We start from the raw sequence: 19,398 nt of genomic DNA, 5'->3' as shown, positions 1-19,398 counted from the left end.
GGTATTTAACAAGCCGAGCGCCTTGACTATTATGGCTAATATAAGCACCGATATTGTATCGGTTCCACTGCATAAGGCAGCCCAACGGCAGTATAACCATCGCCCGGGGTTTGGGATTGTGGCTATTGCGATTCTGTTGTCACTGCTATCCCTGCTGCCATTAGGGTTTGTTATTGGTATCGCTATTGATACCGGTTGGCCAACAGTCAAAGCCCTGGTTTTTCGCCCCCGCGTGGGCGAACTACTGATTAACACCGCGCTCCTGGTGCTCTTTACCTTACCGCTTTGTGCCATTATTGGCGTTGCACTGGCATGGCTGACCGAGCGTACGGCCCTGCCCGGCAGGCGGATTTGGTCACTATTGGCTATTGCACCGCTAGCCGTACCTGCTTTTGTACAAAGTTATGCATGGATTAGTCTGGTGCCATCAATGCATGGCCTTGCCGCTGGCGTGTTTATCTCAGTAATTGCCTATTTCCCCTTTATTTATCTGCCCGCATCCGCTGTATTACGCCGCCTTGATCCCGGCCTTGAAGACGCAGCATCATCATTGGGTAGTCCCCCAACAGTGGTCTTCTTTCGCGTGGTTCTGCCGCAACTAAAATTAGCCGTATGGGGCGGTTCGATACTGATTGCGCTGCATCTATTAGCGGAATATGGCTTGTATGCCATGATCCGTTTCGATACTTTTACCACCGCTATTTTTGACCAATTTCAATCCACGTTTAATGGTCCGGCGGCCAATATGTTGGCAGGGGTTCTGGCGTTATGTTGCCTGGGGCTATTGTTAATCGAAGCCACCAGCCGTGGCTACAACCGCTATGCTCGGGTCGGCTCCGGTAGCGCCAGGCGCCAAACTGCATATTCAATGGGTACAACCATCACACTACTGTGTCTGTTATTGCCATTGGTACTCACTGCACTCTCGCTGGGCGTGCCCTTTATCACGCTGGCCCGCTGGCTCTATATTGGTGGAATTGATGTGTGGCTGAATCCTGAACTATTACCAGCCTTGAAGCAAACACTGGCATTAGCACTGAGCGGTGCGGTTATTATTACATTGTGTGCCGTCCCCATGGCATGGCTATCGGTGCGCTATCCGGGGCGCTTGCACCGTGTGATGGAAGGCTGTAATTATGTCACCAGCTCGCTGCCCGGTATCGTGGTCGCGCTGGCGCTGGTGACCATCACTATCCGTGTTGCTCGCCCGCTGTATCAAACAGAATTCACTATTTTGCTGGCTTATTTATTGATGTTTACCCCACGCGCTTTAATCAGTTTACGGGCCGGGATTGCGACCGCCCCGGTCGAATTGGAAAACGTGGCCCGCAGCTTGGGCAAAACACCCACTCAAGCCGTATGGAGCACCACCATGCGCCTTGCTGCTCCTGGCGCCGCTGCCGGGGCGGCACTGGTGTTCCTCGCTATCTCCAATGAGCTGACCGCCACACTATTACTGGCCCCGAACGGCACCCGAACACTGGCGACTGGTTTTTGGGCGTTGACCAGTGAAATTGATTATGTCGCGGCATCACCCTATGCACTGCTGATGGTGGCACTATCTCTGCCGCTAACCTGGCTTCTTTATTCTCAATCGCAACGTACGGCAGGATTATGAGCACGCTTGAACTTCAGCAAATCGGTAAGTCTTTCCAGTCTGTTACCGTATTAGACCGAATTGACTTGCAGGTTTCCGCCGGCAGTCGCACCGCAATTGTTGGGCCATCCGGCTCAGGCAAAACCACGTTGTTGCGGATTATTGCCGGGTTCGAAACCCCCGATCACGGTAAAGTTATTCTGCAAGGTCATACGGTATTCGACAATTCAACCCACGTGCCAGCGCACAAAAGAGGGATTGGTTTTGTACCGCAAGATGGTGCGCTGTTCCCCCACTTTACCGTCGCGGGCAATATTGGTTATGGACTAACAGGGACCAAGCAGGACAAAGCCCGCCGAATTGATGAACTGATGGAGATGGTCGCACTGGATCGGCGGTTATCACAACTTTGGCCCCATGAGATTTCGGGTGGGCAACAGCAGCGGGTCGCTCTCGCCAGAGCGTTAGCACAGCGGCCGGTACTGATGCTGTTGGATGAACCTTTTTCAGCTCTGGATACCGCCTTACGCGCCTCAACGCGCAAAGCGGTGGCTGAACTGTTGGCACAGGCAAATATTGCCTCCATTTTAGTGACGCATGATCAAACCGAAGCATTATCATTTGCCTCGCAAGTCGCGGTAATGCGGGCGGGTAAACTGGCGCATGTTGGCCCGCCGCAAGAACTCTATTTGCGACCGATTGATGAACCGACAGCGACTTTCCTTGGCGAAACATTGATTCTTTCCGCCAATATTGATACCGGATGGGCTGATTGTGCACTGGGCAGCGTCAGGGTTGATGATGAGCAACGCCATGGATTGAGCCGGATTATGTTACGGCCAGAACAGATTACTATCACCCCTTTGCCCGCAGATCATCACTACACCACTCATTGTCTGGCCAAGGTTATCAATATTGATTTTGCGGGTTTTATCTCAACACTCACCCTATATCTGGTTGAAAGTAATGAAACGGTAGAGGTTAAAACCATCAGCCGCGAAGGTATAAGTATCGGTTTAATGGTTGACCTGACAATTATTGGCCAAGCGCATATTTTTGCTAACTGAGTAACCTCACAGGGCATTACAACCTTGGTTTTTGGTTCGCATTGCTCAGTATGGCCTTCATCTGGCTAAGGGGTTTTATGCTGCTGGCGTAATCTTCGATACTCCAGCAACGTCAACACAATAACCACCACATCCAGCGCAGTTATTACGATCAATAACACCGAGTGAGTGAAGGTATAACGATAGAGTTGATAGATAATGAATAAGCTGAATATGACTATTGCCGCCGGATAATAACCCAGTTTTTTGCGCCATAATCCAATAATGACCCACAACTTAACCACGCCGTGGATGAGCAGATAAAATGCGGCAAAATGCAGACTGCTGATTGAGAGATTTTGTGCCGCATGCAGTAAATAATGGGCTACCACATCGCCACGGTCTTCAATAAATTCAACTTGCGTGATGCGATGCAGAATATTTAGCAAAAACTGCGGCGTCACAAAATAGGTTAAAATACCGCTGATAATCTCCATCACGGCTAAGATTGCTTTCAGTAATAAGCTCAGTTCAAAAACTGCGTGAATATTCCTTTCACCTAAGATGTTGTTACCATCGAATCTGTTTTTCATATTCAACATCACGCTGATTCTCTACAATATAATACTCGATGGAGAATAGCGTAACAGTTTACGTGGTGCCAGTTAAAGCACCACGTCATAGCCGTATTATCTGCAATACAGGCGAAATTTAGAATGTAATAACTGTTTTTAATTCGGTTCCCCATACATCTTGCGTTTGGCTTACCCCTGCTGGTGAGTGCCAATATTGTAGATCAGGTTGTAATTCCAGCCATGAAGTGACACGGAAACGATAATACAGTTCGGCAGCAACCGAATACCCAGCTATTGGAGAGTAACGTGGATTATTATAATCAGAAACATTATTGATTTGATTCAGATAGCGTTGATTATCTTTATAATAATCACTCAGTTTAACCATTGATACGCCGAATCCCAACCAATCTTGTGGGCGGCTATCAAATAAGCCGCGATAACGGATGCCTGCGGAGGTAGCGTAATGCATGTAATTGGTCCGTTGGTCCGCCAACGACATGCTGTAAAACACACTTAAACCACGGTTGGCGTCATCCTGATGTTTTGTTACCTGCTGATTGAATCCACTGTAAAAGAACCAAGTATTATTATGGTAACGATAGCCACCTGGATCAGTCGCTCCGGGAGCACCAGAGACCCCGTTATAAAGATCCCGTTGGTTTCATTATTTTCCATTTTTAGAATAACCCGCACATCTAATAATAAATACTCGGTACTTCCCCAAAAATAAGTCGTGTTGCAGTGAGGCAAAACAGTTGAGAGCTGCTTATATCACTGCAACATACAAACGCCGCTATTAGCGTTTCAATGCCTCGCCATTACTCTGAATCACATCACGATACCAATAGAAGCTCTTCTTACGACGGCGTTCCAATGTGCCATTACCACTGTCATCGCGATCGACATAAATAAAACCATAACGTTTGGATAATTCAGCTTTTGAGGCGCTAACCAAATCAATCGGCCCCCAACTGGTATATCCCATCACCTCAACGCCATCTTCGATAGCCTCACCGACCTGGACCAGATGGTCATTGAGATATTCAATGCGATAGTCATCTTCAATATGGCCATTAACATCCGGCTTATCTTTCGCTCCCAGCCCATTCTCAACAATAAACAGGGGTTTTTGATAACGATCCCATAATTCATTGAGCAAGATACGCAGCCCGTCAGGATCGATCTGCCACCCCCATTCCGAGCTGGCCAGATGCGGGTTCTGCACCATGCTAAGAATATTACCTCGGGCTTTACGGTTTAACTCTTCATCGGCGGTCACGCAGCCGCTCATGTAATAACTGAAGGAGATAAAATCGACAGTCTGTTTTAATGCCAGTTTATCTTCAGCAGTGATTTCAACACTAATGCCGTGCTGTTTAAAATAACGAGCCATATAAGAGGGGTAATAACCGCGAACCTGCACATCGCCAAAGAATAGCCATTCACGATTCTGCTGTAATGTTTCTAATACATCGGCAGGCTTGCAAGTTAGTGGATACATCAGCCCACCCAACAGCATATTTCCGATTCGGCCATCAGGGATAATTTCATGCAATGCAGCAACCGCTTTGGCACTGGCAACCAACTGGTGATGGATAGCCTGATACACGGCACTCTTACTGCTTGCTTGCTCTAATCCTACTCCGGTGAATGGCGCATGCAGCGACATATTGATCTCATTAAATGTCAGCCACAATTTAACCTTATGCTGATAACGCTGAAACACGGTGCGGGCATAATGTTCAAAGAAACCAATTGTTTTACGATTACCCCAGCCACCATAATTCTTAACCAGCCCATAAGGCATCTCATAGTGGGATAATGTCACCAATGGCGTAATGTTATATTTCGCCATTTCATCAAATACACGGTCATAGAATGCCAGACCTGCCTCATTAGGCTGCTGCTCATCGCCCTGTGGGAAAATACGTGTCCAGGCAATGGATATCCGCAAACATTTAAACCCCATCTCAGCAAATAGTGCGATATCCTCTGGGTAGCGATGATAAAAATCGATAGCTAGATCTTTGACATAACTGTCACCACTCACCCTAGGAATGATATCGCCAAAAATACCATGGGGTTGTAAATCAGAGGTAGATAGCCCTTTCCCCTCAGCAAGATAAGCCCCTTCTACCTGATTAGCGGCAATCGCACCGCCCCAAAGGAAATTATCTGGAAATGCATGTTTCATCGGTTTTCTCCTAAATCAGTATTAACGAATTACGGTTAATAACGGGGCTTGCTCAGTAATAGAGGTGCCTTTAGCACACAGGACATCCTGATAATTTTCACTGTTGCTGATAATTATCGGCGTCGTCAGGTCATAACCTGCTCCGGTAATCGCCGCACAATCAAACTCCAGCAGTAAATCACCTGCGCTGACCCGGTCACCGGCTTTAACATGAGCGGTAAAATATTTGCCATCGAGTTTGACGGTATCAATACCAACGTGGATAAGGACCTCAGCACCAGAATCAGATTCAATGCCAATCGCATGGTGGGTTTTAAACAGTGACGCTACAACGCCATTAACCGGTGACACGACCCGCCCTTGTTGTGGAATAATCGCAATTCCCGCCCCCAATAAACCACTGGCGAAAATACTGTCACTGACATCCGCTAGCGCTAACAATTCACCACTGATCGGGCTGAATATCACTTCGCCCATACCACTGTGGTTATCGGTGATGGATGAGGTGTGAGACAAATCCTCTGTTTCTACGGTAGCAACAGTCGCTGGCAGGCCAAAAAAGAAGGTGCTGATGGCAGCAAAGATCAACGCAATCAGGGTGCCAATAATGGCGCCCCATACGCTGGCATCGACACCTGTAGCGGGAATTATCTGGGCAAAAGAGAAGATACTGGCAAGGCCGAATGAATAAACATGGGTCTGGCAGAAACCGACGATGACACCCCCTATCGCCCCGCCTACGCAGCCAAAAACAAACGGTTTTTTCGACGGTAAGGTCACCCCATAAACAGCGGGTTCAGTAATACCGAATATCCCCGCAGTAAATGCCGAACCAGCCAGCCCCTTCATTTTTGCATCGCGAGTACGTAAAAAGACACCGAGCGTGGCCCCCACTTGCCCCATAACTGCGGGTAACAACAGCGGCAACATGGCGTCATAGCCCAGTACACTCAGGTTGTTTATCATCAAAGGGACCAAACCCCAGTGCAGCCCAAAGATAACGCAAATCTGCCATAGCCCGGCCAATACACCACCGGCAACAGGAGGAGCAGCCGAATAGATAATTTGGAACCCCGACGCCAATAAATGGCTAAGCCAGGTTGCCAGCGGGCCAATCAGTAAAAAGGTGGCTGGAACGGTTATTACCAGACACAGTAATGGCGTGAAAAAGTTCTTAATATTGCTGTGTAACACCCGGTTAAACCCTTTTTCTAACCGACTACTAACCCAAGCCGCTAATATGATAGGGATAACCGACGAGCTGTAATTGATAAATGTGACCGGAATACCAAGGAAATAGACCTCAGAAGCCCCAGGTTGCCCGGCTGCGTTAAATGCAGCGAGCATCAAGGGGTGTACTAATGCACCACCAATCGCCATGGTAATAAATGGACTGCCACCAAACTTCTTACCTGCGGTATAACCCAATACCAGTGGGAAGAAATAAAACAGTGAGTCACTGGCAGCAAATAAAATTGTATAGCTGCCGCTGTCGGGTTGTAACCAGCCGCAAACAACACTCAGTGCCAAAAAACCTTTAAGAATACCGGAGGCGGCCAATACACCGAGCAAGGGGGTGAAAATACCCGAAATGATATCGATACAGTGACTGAACAAACTCTCTTTTTGATTACCTGACTTGTTATCATGCTCTTCAGCATCAGCCAACCCCGCTTGGTTCACTAACGCCTGGTAAACCTCACTAACATGGTTTCCGATAACCACCTGAAACTGGCCACCACTTTCCACTACCATAATAACGCCAGGATTATCTTTCAGCGCTTGGGCATCAGCCCGCGCCATATCCTTGAGTTTAAAGCGTAAACGGGTAGCACAATGTACTACGCTATTAATATTACTCTGACCCCCTACTCCGGCGAGGATCTCGCTGGCGACCGTTGTGTATTGCATCGTGTTTTCCTTCGGTAACACTCTTGTTTATACAGGTAAAAATTCGGGCAAAAAAAAAACCTAAACGCACTCCGCACCGCGACCCAGCGACACAAGTACATTCAGGTTTTGCCTGCCGAAGCAGTAACAATCCAGTTTGGCTAAATTCTCTTACTACTTAGAACCCTTCCCTTTTAAATCATTTAATCTGGCAGATTAAAACTTTCCCGGCGAACGCGTTCAATATGGATAGTCAAAAACATCCGCTCTTCTTTGCTCAAATCTTGTTGATACTGCAATTTCATATGCTGCTGAATCTTACCCGCACAGCGGTAAGCCTCGGCATAATTATCTTTCACTGCATCGTGTAAGGAATCATCATCACTGGTGACCCCATTACGGCCCAACATTCGCTGTGAGAAAAATTTCAGATGGGTAACAAAACGGTGATAACTCAGCCCGTCCTCATCATATTCCAGCTTAAATTGGTACTTCACGATATGCAGTATCTCCTGCATTACCTTCGTCACTTGCATTACTTCAGGCATTTCACCCTTCAACTGAGCATTCACCAGATGGAGCGCGATAAATCCAGCTTCATCCTCACGCAATTGCACCCCAAGGCGTTGTTTAATAATCTGCAAGGCTTCACGACCCAAGGCAAACTCTTTGGGATACAACCGACGAATCTCCCACTGCAATCCATTCGTTATATCCAAACCTTGTTTATGCCGCTCAATCGCATAGAAACAGTGGTCAGTCAGCGAAATGTAGAGGTTATCCTGCAACTTACCCAGTTTTGCCGTTGCCTGCGTGATGATACAGTCACAAGCAATCATTACTTCTAATGGAATACAGCTCAGTAACTCACTCAGCCGCGAAACCAATTCATTGTCTTTTAGAGCAAACACTTTTTCGATCAATGTGTTATCTAGCGATTCACCTGGGTGTTTTTGAAAGCCAAGACCACGTCCCATAATGACTTGTTCCTGACCATGCTGATCGAGAACAATAACTACATTGTTGTTAAGTATTTTAGCGATTTGCATGCTTTAGCCCTGAAAACAAAAAAACCTGACTCAGCAGCATTCATCATGCTACTCAATCAGGTTTTGCCCGCCATTGACGGTAACAATCCAACTATTCGGTAAACTACCATGTTAATGCACGACTGCAAGCTGGAAGAGATAAGAATCGTGATGCAGATCTCCTCTTATCTGGATAAATAGATCAGCATGTCATTTTAGCCATTATTTAGTTAGGGTTAATACCACCAACCATTGCCGTTATGGTGATAAAGAATAGCGGTAAAAACAGCCGTTGCTTTATTAAGACTTTTCTTAAGATCATAAAGATAAATTAAATTAACCCATAAAATAATGGAAATAATAACAGCACCCGGTCATTTGAGATTGATTCTTTATTACAACTACTAACTTTATATAAATACATTAATTTTATGTATAGGGAATGGTTAATATCTTACGGTAAATTATTAATAACCTTCGCCTCACTCACAAAAACAGCGCGATATTTCCGTTATATCGTCTTAATTGATTTACATCATATAAAAGTAACAAGTTATTTCCTAAGGTGAGACATTGCCGCTCAACCCTAATTTTCTTATTTTTCATTAAAAAAGTGTCCTCCGCAAAGGTAATGTCGATGAATAACAATAAAAGACCTATCACCGGCTCACTAAGCCGCCGTGAATTTATTCAAACATCCGCCGCAGTCACCGGGGCTGCGGCTATTGCCGGTTCTATCACCCTTCCTTTTTCAGTACATGCCGCGCCAGAAGAGCACGCAGCAACAACAGAGGAAACCGTTAAATACAGTGCTTGTCTGGTCAACTGCGGTAGCCGCTGCCCACTAAAAGTGCATGTGAGAAATGGCGAAATTATTAAGATTGCTAATGAAGCAATTTATGATGACTCTACCTTTGGTGAGCATCAAATTCGCCCCTGTTTACGTGGCCGATCGGTAAGATGGAAAACATATAACCCGGATCGGGTCAAATATCCCATGCTGCGTGTTGGCAAACGCGGCGAAGGTAAATTTAAACGTATTAGTTGGGATGAAGCTACCACTATTGTCGCTGATAATCTAAAAAGAACCATTGCACAATACGGCAACGAAGCAATTTATTATCAATATGGTTCTGGTTCGACCGGCGCTAATTTACAAGGCCGCAATGCCTGTAAAAGAATGCTGAGCTTGCTGGGTGGTTTTCTCGATCAACACGGTACTTATTCCACCGCCCAAATAAATACGGTAATGCCGTATATCTATGGCAATGCAGACGAAACTTTGCTGGATGAAATTAAAAACTCAGACCTGGTGGTTATGTTTGGTCATAATCTGGCAGAGACTCGGATGTCGGGCGGCGGGCAATATATCGAAACCGTTCATGCTCTGGGGCAAAGCAAAGCCAAAGTCATTATTATCGATCCACGGATGACAGACAGCGTAACGACCCTCAACGCAGAATGGATCCCCATCTTCCCAGGTACCGATGCCGCGCTGGTGGCCGCATTAGGACATGTATTAATTAAAGAAAATCTGACTGATGAAGATTTCCTGGCACAATATTGTGTCGGCTGGGATGCCACAACACTACCCGCCTCAGCCCCCGCCAATAGCTCTTACAAAGATTATATTTTAGGTAACGGCCACGATGGGGTAGAAAAAACACCGCAATGGGCCAGTGAGATAACCGGCATTGCACCGACACAGATTATTCAATTAGCCCGTGAGTTGGGAAATGCCCGTGCAGCATGGATATCACAAGGTTGGGGGATTCAGCGCAGTGCTAATGGCGAGCAGGCGGCACGCGCCATTATGATGTTGCCATTGATGACTGGTAATATTGGCCGCGCCGGAACCAATACTGGAGCCTGGGGCGGGAATGTGAAATATCCGGTGCCGGGATTCAGTATTCCGAACCCAGTGAAGACTGCTATTCCCTGCTTTATGTGGACCGATGCTATTTTTCGTGGCACTGAAATGACAGCGAAAAATGCGCATGTGAAGAATAAAGATAAACTTGATACCAATATTAAGTTTATGTGGAACTACGCCAGTAATGTTATCGGCAATCAGCATTCTGATCTGAATAAAACCCACCGCATTTTACAAGATGAATCACTGTGCGAGTTTATTTTGGTGTGGGAAAACCACATGACCAACTCTGCCAAATATGCTGATTTATTACTGCCCGATGTCACCTCAGTTGAATCAAATGATTTAATTGATAACTCCTACGCCAGTGGGGCTTATCACTACGTCACGCGGTTGCAAAATGCGATCGAGCCGCTGTGGGAGTGCCGCCCGTCTTATGATGTGTTAGCCGAAATTGCCACCAAGTTAGGAATTGGCGATGCCTTTACCGAAGGCCATACCCAGCAAGAATGGATTGAAATCAGCTATAACAAAATGCGTGAGAAAAACCCCGCCTTGCCACCTTTTGAACAGACCAACGACCAAGGCATCATCGATCGTATTTATGCCGACAGCAGTCAATATATCGCGTTAAAAGATTTCCGTGATGACCCTGTGAACCACCCGTTGAAAACCCCGTCTGGCAAAATTGAGATCTACTCAGAAGCGCTGGCAACATTGGAAAAAGAGTGGCAACTGGCACCCGGTGATCGCATTACCGCTGTCGCTGAATATTGCCCAACCTTTGAAGGTGTTAGCGATGTAGAAACCATGAAAAACTACCCTTTGCAGATGACAGGCTTCCATATCAAAGGCCATACCCACTCCTCTTATTATAACGTAGCCATGCTGCGGGAAGCGGTACCACATCAGTTTTGGATTAACCCCATTGATGCCCAGCCTCGCGGTATCCAACAAGGGGATATGGTCGAAATTTTTAACAACCGAGGCCGCATGCGTATTGCAGCAAAGGTTACCGAACGGGTGTTACCGGGGGTTATTAGCGTGCCGCAGGGGGCATGGCGAAATACCAATAAGGACGGCATTGATGTGGGAGGGTGTATCAATACCTTAACAACACTGCGACCGTCACCACTGGCAAAAGGTAACCCACAACACACCAACCTCGTTGAAGTAAAACGTATATAAGGAGTTGAATAATGAAGCAATATGGTTTTTTTGTCGACTCCACCAAGTGCACCGGATGTAAGACCTGCCAAATCAGTTGCAAGGATGAGAAGAAGTTGGATCTCGGACCGAAGCTGCGTCGGGTTTACGAATATGGCGGCGGCAGTTGGACTCAGCAGAACAATATCTGGGTACAAAATGTCTTTAACTACTACCTCTCTATCGCCTGTAACCACTGCTCATCACCTACCTGCGTAACGGGTTGCCCAACCGGTGCCATGCATAAACGCGAAGAAGATGGTTTGGTGGTGGTTAATCAGGATCTCTGTGTCGGCTGCCGCTATTGCGAGATGCGCTGCCCGTATGGTGCGCCGCAATTTGATGCCAAGAAGAAACTAATGACCAAGTGCGATGGCTGCTATCAGCGGGTTGCCGCAGGTGATAAGCCAGTTTGTGTCGAATCCTGCCCGCAGCGGGCGTTAGATTTTGATGAAATCACGCTATTGAGGGATAAATACGGTGAAGAGAATGCCATTGCGCCATTGCCGCACGCGCATCTGACACACCCCAATCTGGTTATCAGAAGCCACCGTGATGCCAAGCCATCCGGTGATACATCAGGCTGCATCCAAAATCCGGCGGAGGTATAAAATGCATGAATTACCCTTGGTGTTTTTTACCGTACTGGGGCAAACCGCTGTCGGGTTGTTTGCACTGGTGCTACTGAGTCACAAACTCGGTATGACCACGCCACTGCAACTCAAACAAGCCAATATCATCGGTCTGCTGCTGATGATGGTAGGCCTGATCGTTGGCACACTGCATGTTGGGCAACCATTGCGCACCGCCACCATGCTATTGGGTGTTGGTCGCTCGCCGATGAGTAATGAGATAGTGCTCAGTGGATTGTTTGTCGCCATGGCCTGTGGCACCGTATTTTTCTCAACCATAGCCAAAAATACATTACTGGCAATGCTGTGCAATGTGGCAACGGTTATCTTCGGCCTGGCCTTCGCCTGGTCAATCACCCAAGTTTATCAACTGACAACCGTGCCTAATTGGGATACCTCGTACACCGCCCTACAACTGTGGATGACGGTACTGGTCGGCGGTGGCGCTTGCGCTATTCTGACCGGCGCTCGTCAGCTTGGCGCATCAGCCGTGTTGGTCGGTGCCATTGTGACCTTGGTGAATAAACCGGGTTACCTCAGCTTTCTGGGTCAAAGTTCAGCGGAACTGAGTAGCCAGCAGGCGCTGTTTTGGGGAATTCAAATTCTGCTGCTAACGCTCGGTATCTTTGTTGCTGCCGCAGCATTACTGAAAGACAGGATCCCTCGGGTTACGCTCGCGGTCAGTGCCTCGGCGCTGGTTATCGGTGAGTTGGCCGGGCGTATCGCTTTCTACAATCTCTGGCAAGTGCCAATGTAAATTAACATATTGATTCTATTGGCCTACTGACAAATAGCTGCTTAGCCGTGATACCTGCGGCTAAGCCGTATTGAGATAGCTGGACCTGAAGAGAGAAAATTTTGATGTTACTGAACACCACTCTGCCGAGGATTTTAGGTGCCTGTTTTTACTATCCACCACAGTCCGATACCGTACAGCGCCTTTGGCCACTACTGCCACAGATTGCTGAGATTTTTCCGTGGCCGAATCAGGCTAAAATTGCACGATATTGCCAACAGATGCCGAGTATCCAACCCGAACAACTGGAATATGATTTCTCGATTTTGTTTGAGGGACAAGGTGAAATGCCCGCCCCACCTTGGGGGTCAGTTTATCTGGATAAAGAAAATATCTTGATGGGGGCGAGCACCCTGCAATATCGCCAATTCCTGTCAACATTCGGGTTGGTAAATCAAAGTACGATACGTGAACCGGAAGATCAATTTGGTCTAATGTTATTGGCATGGGTTCATTTAATTGAACAGCAGCCGACAACTAAGCCCCCATCGGATAAAGCCGCGCTAGCACTGCTCACTGAGCATTTACTGCCGTGGGCCTATCGCTATCTTGAGCTGGTAACCAACAGCCAAACCGAGTATCAGGTATATCCGTTGCTGGCAAAAATCACCGAGTGCTACCTGAAAACCTTACAAACTGAACTGGGCCTATTTCCTCAGCCCCGTGAGCTATTTCGGTGATAAAAGACGAGCGCTACTACAAGGCGTATCTGGAAAACCGCACCATCAGTCGCCGTGGGCTATTTCGTGGCTTGCTAAAAAGCGCCCGCCAACAACCACTTACCCTCCCATCGGGGAGCGCAATCAGGCCACCGGGAGCCATTGTTGAAAGTGCTTTCACGCAAACGTGTACGGGTTGTGAAGCCTGCATGCACGTCTGCGGCGAGCATCTGATAGTCATGGTCGATCAACGGCCTGAGTTGGATTTTTCTACCCAATATTGCAGCCGTTGTCTGGCCTGTACCACTGCTTGCCAAACCGGTGCTTTATCACCCTCTACCTACCATATTACGGCGCACCCTCGCGTAGAAAACATCTGTCAAAATACCTATATCTACTGCGACAGTTGCGCCGATTACTGTGATAAACAGGCTTTGGTGTGGCAGCCCCACCAGCCGCCGACACTGGCTTTAGCGCAGTGCGATGGCTGCGGTGAGTGTGCATTCAGATGCCCGGCAAGGGCGCTGGAAATGCGGCTGACATCACCCAAAATGGCCGATTGAATCAAAGTGCTACTACGTTAAATAAGTAACCCCGACCTGCTGATGTCAGTACAATGCCACTACCTTTAGTAGCTTGTACCCCACAGGAGTGACACCGTGTTCCATTACCCAGCCCATTATGCCCTTGATGAAGCCAGCGGCGAGTACCACATCCAGTATCGCGACTTCCCTGAATTGGAATCAGTGACCTACTCTCAGGAGGATATTGAACTGGAAGCACAGGACGGTATTAAGAATGGTATTGCAGCAGAAATGGAAGAGCGCCGCCCCGTCCCCGCCCCCTCAGCGCTGCAACCGGGTGATATTGCAGTTCATGTGCCCATTCTGGTGCGACTGAAAGCTGAATTACACAATGCCATGTTAACCACCAATACCCGCAAAGCAGATATGGCGCGCAAGCTCGGTTTGAATGCCGCACAGATGGATCGCCTGCTGGATGTGTACTACGCTTCCAAGGTTGAAGCACTGGAACAAGCCCTGTATTTACTGGGCTTTGAGGCCAATATCGGGGTAAAAAAAATAAGCTGATTGTCTGGACCTCGACCAGATTGGCTTAGATTGTAACCAAGAGAGTAACAAATTGTTATTTAGCGATAATTTAAAAAAACGTTAATAGCTTCACACTTCAATGCATTGGCTCACAATATTTGCGGTTTATATACGAAAACGTGATCTAATGCATAAAATTACAGTATTGAAAGTTTCTCCCTGTTGGGATTACATTAGCCCGATCCTGTCGTATACCACTGAGTTAGCTCAGGCTGGCACGACAATTCGGATGTATCTCAGATTGATAGCTGGCCAGTTGTGATGAAATGGCTACCATTGATTAAAAACGTGATTCGTCCACATTTAATACCCAAAGAACTTGGCATTACAGTCAGGCAGAACGTGAGTTGATACCGACAAGCTGACATCAATCAGTGACTCGGGTGAGTGAACGTAGCGAACACCACTGTAATTTTAAGTAACAAGGGTAAACGTAGCACAGCAATTTGGATCGTTACTGGCGAGGTAGCTCCAAGGGGAGTTGTTCAGTGAAATATTTCTTTATGGGTATCTCTATTATGTTGGTGGTTTGGGTTGGCACCTTCATGATGATGGTCGAGTAATATTAACTCGAACCATCCACAATCTGACATCGTATAGAGGGCGCATTCGCGCCCTTTATCATTTTCCTGGCATCATTCGGCGTAATGTATCATCCCGGCGAATATAGTGATGATAAAGCGCGGCCAGTGCGTGAGCGCCAATCACAAAATAGCCTAAATTGGCAATTAGCTCGTGAGTCTGCTTAAGATAACCACGCGCGACATCATCCGGTGTTACCCACTGCGGTACCTGCCACCCCAGCAAGAACCAGGTTTTCCCACCATAAGCCTGAGCCAACACCCCCAGCACCGGTAATGATAAGAACATTAAATACAGACCCCAATGCATAATCTGCGCCCCTAACAACTGCCAGTTAGGTAACCTTGGGGTGATCGCTGGTGTTATATTGCGCTGGCGCAACCACAGTCGTACCAACATCAGTAGCCAGACAGAAATACCAAAATTGAAATGCAGATTTTTCACTAATGTACGATCTTCATCCGGTACCGTGTCACTGAGTAACATGGCGGCATAAGTCAGAATGATCATCACTAGCGTCAGCCAGTGCAGGGTTATTTGGGGGAGTGAATAGCGATTTCTCATTGTGGTGCTCCACTGACTTCATCAAGTTAATAATCAGTATGGTGCAAAATAGATGAAGAAAACATTAAGGAGGGCGGATAACGTTTTGAACACAAGGTACTTTATTCTGACCGGACAGCGTGGGTCGCCGATCAGAATAGAGAGTTAGCTATTTAGTTGATGGTAAGCGCGGGGTTAGATACCGTCACCTGAAACCGCTTTACTCGGTTTCAGCAAACCATCAGTACGAAACATACTCTTAATTCCGCGCACCGCCTGACGGATCCGGTCCTGATTCTCAATCAAGGCGAAACGGACATGAGTATCACCGTAATCACCGAATCCTATCCCCGGCGAAACGCAGACTTTTGCCTCAGACAACAGGCGCTTGGCAAACTCGAGTGAGCCTAAATGGGCGTAAGGCTCTGGGATTTTCGCCCAGACATACATCGACGCTTTGGGGTTTTCAACCATCCAACCAGCCTCATGCAACCCACGTACCAACACGTTACGCCGCTGGCGGTATTTTTCAGCGATATCACGAACACACTGTTGGTCCCCTTCCAAGGCAGCAATTGCCGCCACCTGCAACGGAGTAAAAGTGCCATAGTCGTGATAGCTTTTGATGCGAGCCAGCGCATTAACCAATTCCGGGTTACCCACCATAAAACCAATACGCCAACCGGCCATATTGTAGCTTTTGGATAAGGTGAAAAACTCAACCGCAATGTCTTTTGCCCCAGGCACTTGCATGATTGACGGCGCTTTCCAACCATCATATACAATGTCGGCATAGGCCAAGTCATGCACCACCAGCACGTCGTATTGCTTCGCTAACGCCACCACCCGTTCAAAAAATTCTAGCTCCACACATTGTGCTGTAGGGTTAGACGGGAAGCCGAGGATCATCATTTTCGGTTTAGGAATGGTTTCACGAATCGCACGTTCCAATTCACAGAAGAAATCAATGCCCTCGGTCAATGGGACCGAGCGAACTTGCGCCCCTGCAATCACCGCACCATAAATATGAATCGGGTAGCTAGGATTCGGCACCAATACTGTATCACCGTGGTCCAGTGTCGCCAGCATCAGATGAGCCAGCCCCTCTTTCGAACCGATAGTGACAATAGCTTCAGTTTCAGGATCAATATCCACTTGGTAACGCTCGGCGTACCAGTTGGAAATGGCCCTACGCAGCCGCGGTATACCCCGAGAGGTTGAGTAGCCGTGGGTGTCTTCACGTTGCGCGACACTGCACATTTTCTCAACGATATGGGGTGGTGTCGGACCATCGGGATTACCCATACTGAAATCAATAATATCTTCACCGCGACGGCGGGCCGCCATTTTCAACTCAGCGGTAATATTGAAAACATAAGGGGGCAGGCGATCAATACGGGTAAAACGACGCTTAGCAGGGAGTTCAGCCATAATTTCCTCGAGGATACGTTAGCGCCCGGACCGTCCGAGCGACGCTGACCATCAGATGGTCTGTTTATGAACATATCCCAGCGCTAAAGGGCTGTCGAGTGGCTGGTAACAAATATCTAACTCATCGGAGAAGTTACTGAGAATCAAACTCACTCGCCAGCATCCCTAATACCCAGTCATCACACCATTGCCCGCCAAGTTGATAATTATCACGCAACGTCCCTTCCAACTGAAAACCACAGCGTTCCAGTAACCCGCGTGAAGCATGGTTGCCCACAGTAACCGTGGCTTTCATTTTATGAAACTGACATTGCTGGAAACCAAACGCCAATACAGCCAACAAGGATTCTTTGGCAAAACCTTTGCCCTGGCAGGACGGTAACATGGCATAACCCACTTCAGCTTGCTGTAACGGCAACCATTCAGCCAAAAAGCCGGTAAGCCCCATGCTCTGCCCGCTGGCGCGTTCACGAACCACCAGACATAGCCAATGGTTGGAGGTCTTTTCCCAAGGGGTTAAACGTGATTCAAAACGCTCACGAATCTCGGCCATATCCATCGGATCTGCCATATAACGCTGAACCACAGGATCTTGGTATAAGCGTAAAAACAGCGGCCAATCCTGCTCTTTGAGGCTCTCGAGCACCAACTGTGGTGTTCTCAGAGAAATCGGCGAGCTACTGAACATCGGGATCACTGGTGACATTTTTCCCTCGAATTGAAGATGTTAGCCATAAACAGAACGCAGAATATTAAAGAGGAAATTTTTCCATAACCTCATCCCTTTATTCTTCTCCATTTTACTTAAATAATGTTCACTTCAAGATAACAAAAAACAAACAAATGGTCAGCATCGCGCGCGCCATTACCACGGCCCTCCCCTACAGCTATCGGAGAATCAGTATTATGGCTTCATTACAAATAAACGATATTCCCGCAGCAATCAAAGCGGTGAAGCAGCAATTACGTCAGGCGCTGCCTGATTATCAGCAGGTCTTCCAAGCCGTGGAAGAGAATATTCGCCAGCAAGTCACCGAAATCCGCCGTAGTTTGGCGCAGGGTGAGAACCCTGTTCCCCAAATTCATGCCGATGATATTATCAATGGTAACGTCACTGAAGAACAAAAAGCACAAATAAAACAACGAGGATGCTGTGCCATTCTCGGTGTATTCCCAACGGAAAAAGCAGCAGCGTGGAACCGTGAAATCGGTAACTATCTCGAACGTAATAATTTCGTCGAACGCCTGAAAAATGCTGCGGAAGATAACTATTTCGGTACGCTGGCTGCCAGCAAACCGCAAATTTACGGAATTTACTGGTCAACACCGCAGGTTGAGGCTCGCCAGGATCAGCGCATGAATGCGGTGCAGGTATTCTTAAATAATCTGTGGCAAACCGAGAGTAACGGCAAGCAACATTTTGATGCTAACCGGGTGGTGACTTATGCCGACCGGACCCGTCGCCGCCCGCCAAAATCATCGTCACTGGGCCTATCACCCCACGTTGATGGTGGCTCCATAGAGCGCTGGTTGGATGAGAACTTCCGTCATGTGTACCGCCACGTGTTCTCGGGTGACTGGCAGAAGTATGACCCATTCGCCGCTGAAGGCCGCCCACAAGTGCGCGAATTCCCCTCACCGGCAGTGTGCTCGATGTTCCGTACCTTCCAAGGCTGGACGGCCCTGACACCACAGCGAACCCATGCGGGGACGCTGAATGTTATCCCGATCGCTAATGCCATGGCCTATATCCTGCTGCGCGCATTACAAGATGATGTTGCTGACGATGATCTGTGCGGTGCAGCACCAGGGCGCGCTTTATCCGCCTCTGAGCAGTGGCATCCTCTTTTAATGGAAGCCATTTCCCCTATTCCAGATTTGGAAGCAGGTGATACGGTATTCTGGCATTGCGACGTGATTCACTCAGTGGAAAATGAGCATAATGGTGAGTTTGACAGCAACGTCATGTATATCGCGGCGGCGCCATGGTGCGACAAGAACGCCGCATACCTGCCACGCCAGTTAGCCAGTTTTATTGATGGCCGCTCACCACCAGACTTTGCCGCCGATGATTTCGAGGTGGATTTCAGTGGCAGAGCCACCGCCGATAACCTAACCACCCTCGGCAAACAACAGTTGGGTATGGCTGAATAACATTCCTATCAATCCCGTGTTTCTCTGCCAATAAGAACAATATAAATAATCTCCTCAACGTTATCTCTGCTGGCGCG

17 protein-coding genes and 1 pseudogene are annotated in these 19,398 nt (G+C 47.8%); 10 read left to right on the top strand and 8 right to left on the bottom strand.

Annotated elements, in window-relative coordinates:
- Positions 1 to 31 precede the first annotated feature (31 nt).
- A complete protein-coding gene (locus V1955_RS06030) occupies positions 32 to 1,618 on the top strand; it encodes an ABC transporter permease (RefSeq protein WP_083163514.1) in 1,587 nt (528 codons plus the stop codon).
- Complete coding sequence (locus V1955_RS06025; protein ID WP_442820639.1) at positions 1,615 to 2,664, top strand: ABC transporter ATP-binding protein; 1,050 nt, start codon at positions 1,615 to 1,617, stop codon at positions 2,662 to 2,664. Before V1955_RS06030 ends, V1955_RS06025 begins: the two co-directional genes overlap by 4 nt.
- A gap of 65 nt (positions 2,665 to 2,729) precedes the next feature.
- On the opposite strand, the gene V1955_RS06020 is transcribed toward V1955_RS06025, so the two are convergent.
- The 5 genes and pseudogenes from V1955_RS06020 to licT all read right to left on the bottom strand — a co-directional run bounded on the left by V1955_RS06020 (position 2,730) and on the right by licT (position 8,354).
- The gene (locus tag V1955_RS06020) at positions 2,730 to 3,245 is read right to left on the bottom strand and encodes a DUF2127 domain-containing protein (protein ID WP_083163509.1); all 516 of its coding nucleotides are present in this window, start codon (positions 3,243 to 3,245) and stop codon (positions 2,730 to 2,732) included.
- A 109-nt stretch (positions 3,246 to 3,354) separates the two neighbouring features.
- A pseudogene (locus V1955_RS06015) lies at positions 3,355 to 3,879 on the bottom strand (carbohydrate porin); the annotation flags it as partial.
- 138 nt (positions 3,880 to 4,017) lie between these two features.
- Positions 4,018 to 5,415 carry a glycoside hydrolase family 1 protein gene (locus V1955_RS06010; protein ID WP_372569417.1) on the bottom strand — a complete coding sequence of 466 codons (1,398 nt, stop codon included), beginning with the start codon at positions 5,413 to 5,415 and terminating at the stop codon, positions 4,018 to 4,020.
- Between the two features lie 21 nt (positions 5,416 to 5,436).
- Complete coding sequence (bglF, locus tag V1955_RS06005) at positions 5,437 to 7,326, bottom strand: PTS beta-glucoside transporter subunit IIABC (RefSeq protein ID WP_442820638.1); 1,890 nt, start codon at positions 7,324 to 7,326, stop codon at positions 5,437 to 5,439.
- 182 nt (positions 7,327 to 7,508) lie between these two features.
- Entirely contained in the window at positions 7,509 to 8,354 is an 846-nt protein-coding gene (gene licT / locus V1955_RS06000; protein ID WP_083163501.1) for a BglG family transcription antiterminator LicT, read from the bottom strand.
- A 616-nt stretch (positions 8,355 to 8,970) separates the two neighbouring features.
- On the opposite strand from licT, the gene V1955_RS05995 reads away from it, so the two are divergent.
- The 7 genes from V1955_RS05995 (at position 8,971) to ypdK (ending at position 15,174) form a co-directional block, all read left to right on the top strand.
- Complete coding sequence (locus V1955_RS05995) at positions 8,971 to 11,394, top strand: DmsA/YnfE/YnfF family dimethyl sulfoxide reductase (protein ID WP_442820637.1); 2,424 nt, start codon at positions 8,971 to 8,973, stop codon at positions 11,392 to 11,394.
- Positions 11,395 to 11,405: 11 nt separating this feature from the next.
- Positions 11,406 to 12,023, top strand: a complete 618-nt coding sequence (locus tag V1955_RS05990; RefSeq protein WP_083163495.1) for a DMSO/selenate family reductase complex B subunit — start codon at positions 11,406 to 11,408, stop codon at positions 12,021 to 12,023.
- A gap of 1 nt (position 12,024) precedes the next feature.
- Complete coding sequence (locus tag V1955_RS05985) at positions 12,025 to 12,801, top strand: dimethyl sulfoxide reductase anchor subunit family protein (protein ID WP_442820636.1); 777 nt, start codon at positions 12,025 to 12,027, stop codon at positions 12,799 to 12,801.
- Positions 12,802 to 12,905: 104 nt separating this feature from the next.
- Entirely contained in the window at positions 12,906 to 13,520 is a 615-nt protein-coding gene (locus tag V1955_RS05980; RefSeq protein WP_442820635.1) for a TorD/DmsD family molecular chaperone, read from the top strand.
- Entirely contained in the window at positions 13,517 to 14,062 is a 546-nt protein-coding gene (locus tag V1955_RS05975; protein ID WP_372569423.1) for a 4Fe-4S dicluster domain-containing protein, read from the top strand. The genes V1955_RS05980 and V1955_RS05975 overlap by 4 nt, the downstream gene beginning before the upstream one ends.
- A gap of 96 nt (positions 14,063 to 14,158) precedes the next feature.
- Positions 14,159 to 14,590, top strand: a complete 432-nt coding sequence (locus V1955_RS05970) for a hypothetical protein (RefSeq protein WP_042568372.1) — start codon at positions 14,159 to 14,161, stop codon at positions 14,588 to 14,590.
- Positions 14,591 to 15,099: 509 nt separating this feature from the next.
- Positions 15,100 to 15,174, top strand: a complete 75-nt coding sequence (ypdK, locus tag V1955_RS05965; RefSeq protein ID WP_098057507.1) for a membrane protein YpdK — start codon at positions 15,100 to 15,102, stop codon at positions 15,172 to 15,174.
- A gap of 58 nt (positions 15,175 to 15,232) precedes the next feature.
- Here the strand turns inward: ypdK and V1955_RS05960 are convergent, their stop codons facing one another.
- The 3 genes from V1955_RS05960 to V1955_RS05950 all read right to left on the bottom strand — a co-directional run bounded on the left by V1955_RS05960 (position 15,233) and on the right by V1955_RS05950 (position 17,813).
- Positions 15,233 to 15,757 (bottom strand): cytochrome b, encoded by a 525-nt coding sequence (locus tag V1955_RS05960; RefSeq protein WP_083163483.1) that lies wholly within the window; start codon positions 15,755 to 15,757, stop codon positions 15,233 to 15,235.
- Between the two features lie 174 nt (positions 15,758 to 15,931).
- Entirely contained in the window at positions 15,932 to 17,167 is a 1,236-nt protein-coding gene (alaC, locus tag V1955_RS05955) for an alanine transaminase (protein ID WP_083163481.1), read from the bottom strand.
- 133 nt (positions 17,168 to 17,300) lie between these two features.
- Positions 17,301 to 17,813, bottom strand: a complete 513-nt coding sequence (locus V1955_RS05950) for a GNAT family N-acetyltransferase (protein ID WP_193784875.1) — start codon at positions 17,811 to 17,813, stop codon at positions 17,301 to 17,303.
- Between the two features lie 260 nt (positions 17,814 to 18,073).
- Here V1955_RS05950 and V1955_RS05945 point away from each other — a divergent pair, with 260 nt between their 5' ends.
- Positions 18,074 to 19,321 carry a DUF1479 domain-containing protein gene (locus tag V1955_RS05945; protein ID WP_372569425.1) on the top strand — a complete coding sequence of 416 codons (1,248 nt, stop codon included), beginning with the start codon at positions 18,074 to 18,076 and terminating at the stop codon, positions 19,319 to 19,321.
- The last annotated feature ends 77 nt before the right edge of the window (positions 19,322 to 19,398 follow it).

The sequence above is a fragment of the Yersinia sp. 2545 StPb PI genome (genome assembly GCF_052217125.1).
In the GTDB taxonomy this organism is placed as follows: domain Bacteria; phylum Pseudomonadota; class Gammaproteobacteria; order Enterobacterales; family Enterobacteriaceae; genus Yersinia; species Yersinia enterocolitica_E.
Note: the sequence above shows the minus strand (reverse complement) of the source record. Positions and strands in the feature narration are given on the sequence as shown.

Coding starts and splice junctions, on each gene's coding strand:
- V1955_RS06030 (WP_083163514.1), top strand. CDS start 32: ATGGCTAATATAAGCACCGATATTGTATCGGTTCCACTGCATAAGGCA.
- V1955_RS06025 (WP_442820639.1), top strand. CDS start 1,615: ATGAGCACGCTTGAACTTCAGCAAATCGGTAAGTCTTTCCAGTCTGTT.
- V1955_RS06020 (WP_083163509.1), bottom strand. CDS start 3,245: ATGTTGAATATGAAAAACAGATTCGATGGTAACAACATCTTAGGTGAA.
- V1955_RS06010 (WP_372569417.1), bottom strand. CDS start 5,415: ATGAAACATGCATTTCCAGATAATTTCCTTTGGGGCGGTGCGATTGCC.
- bglF (WP_442820638.1), bottom strand. CDS start 7,326: ATGCAATACACAACGGTCGCCAGCGAGATCCTCGCCGGAGTAGGGGGT.
- licT (WP_083163501.1), bottom strand. CDS start 8,354: ATGCAAATCGCTAAAATACTTAACAACAATGTAGTTATTGTTCTCGAT.
- V1955_RS05995 (WP_442820637.1), top strand. CDS start 8,971: ATGAATAACAATAAAAGACCTATCACCGGCTCACTAAGCCGCCGTGAA.
- V1955_RS05990 (WP_083163495.1), top strand. CDS start 11,406: ATGAAGCAATATGGTTTTTTTGTCGACTCCACCAAGTGCACCGGATGT.
- V1955_RS05985 (WP_442820636.1), top strand. CDS start 12,025: ATGCATGAATTACCCTTGGTGTTTTTTACCGTACTGGGGCAAACCGCT.
- V1955_RS05980 (WP_442820635.1), top strand. CDS start 12,906: ATGTTACTGAACACCACTCTGCCGAGGATTTTAGGTGCCTGTTTTTAC.
- V1955_RS05960 (WP_083163483.1), bottom strand. CDS start 15,757: ATGAGAAATCGCTATTCACTCCCCCAAATAACCCTGCACTGGCTGACG.
- alaC (WP_083163481.1), bottom strand. CDS start 17,167: ATGGCTGAACTCCCTGCTAAGCGTCGTTTTACCCGTATTGATCGCCTG.
- V1955_RS05945 (WP_372569425.1), top strand. CDS start 18,074: ATGGCTTCATTACAAATAAACGATATTCCCGCAGCAATCAAAGCGGTG.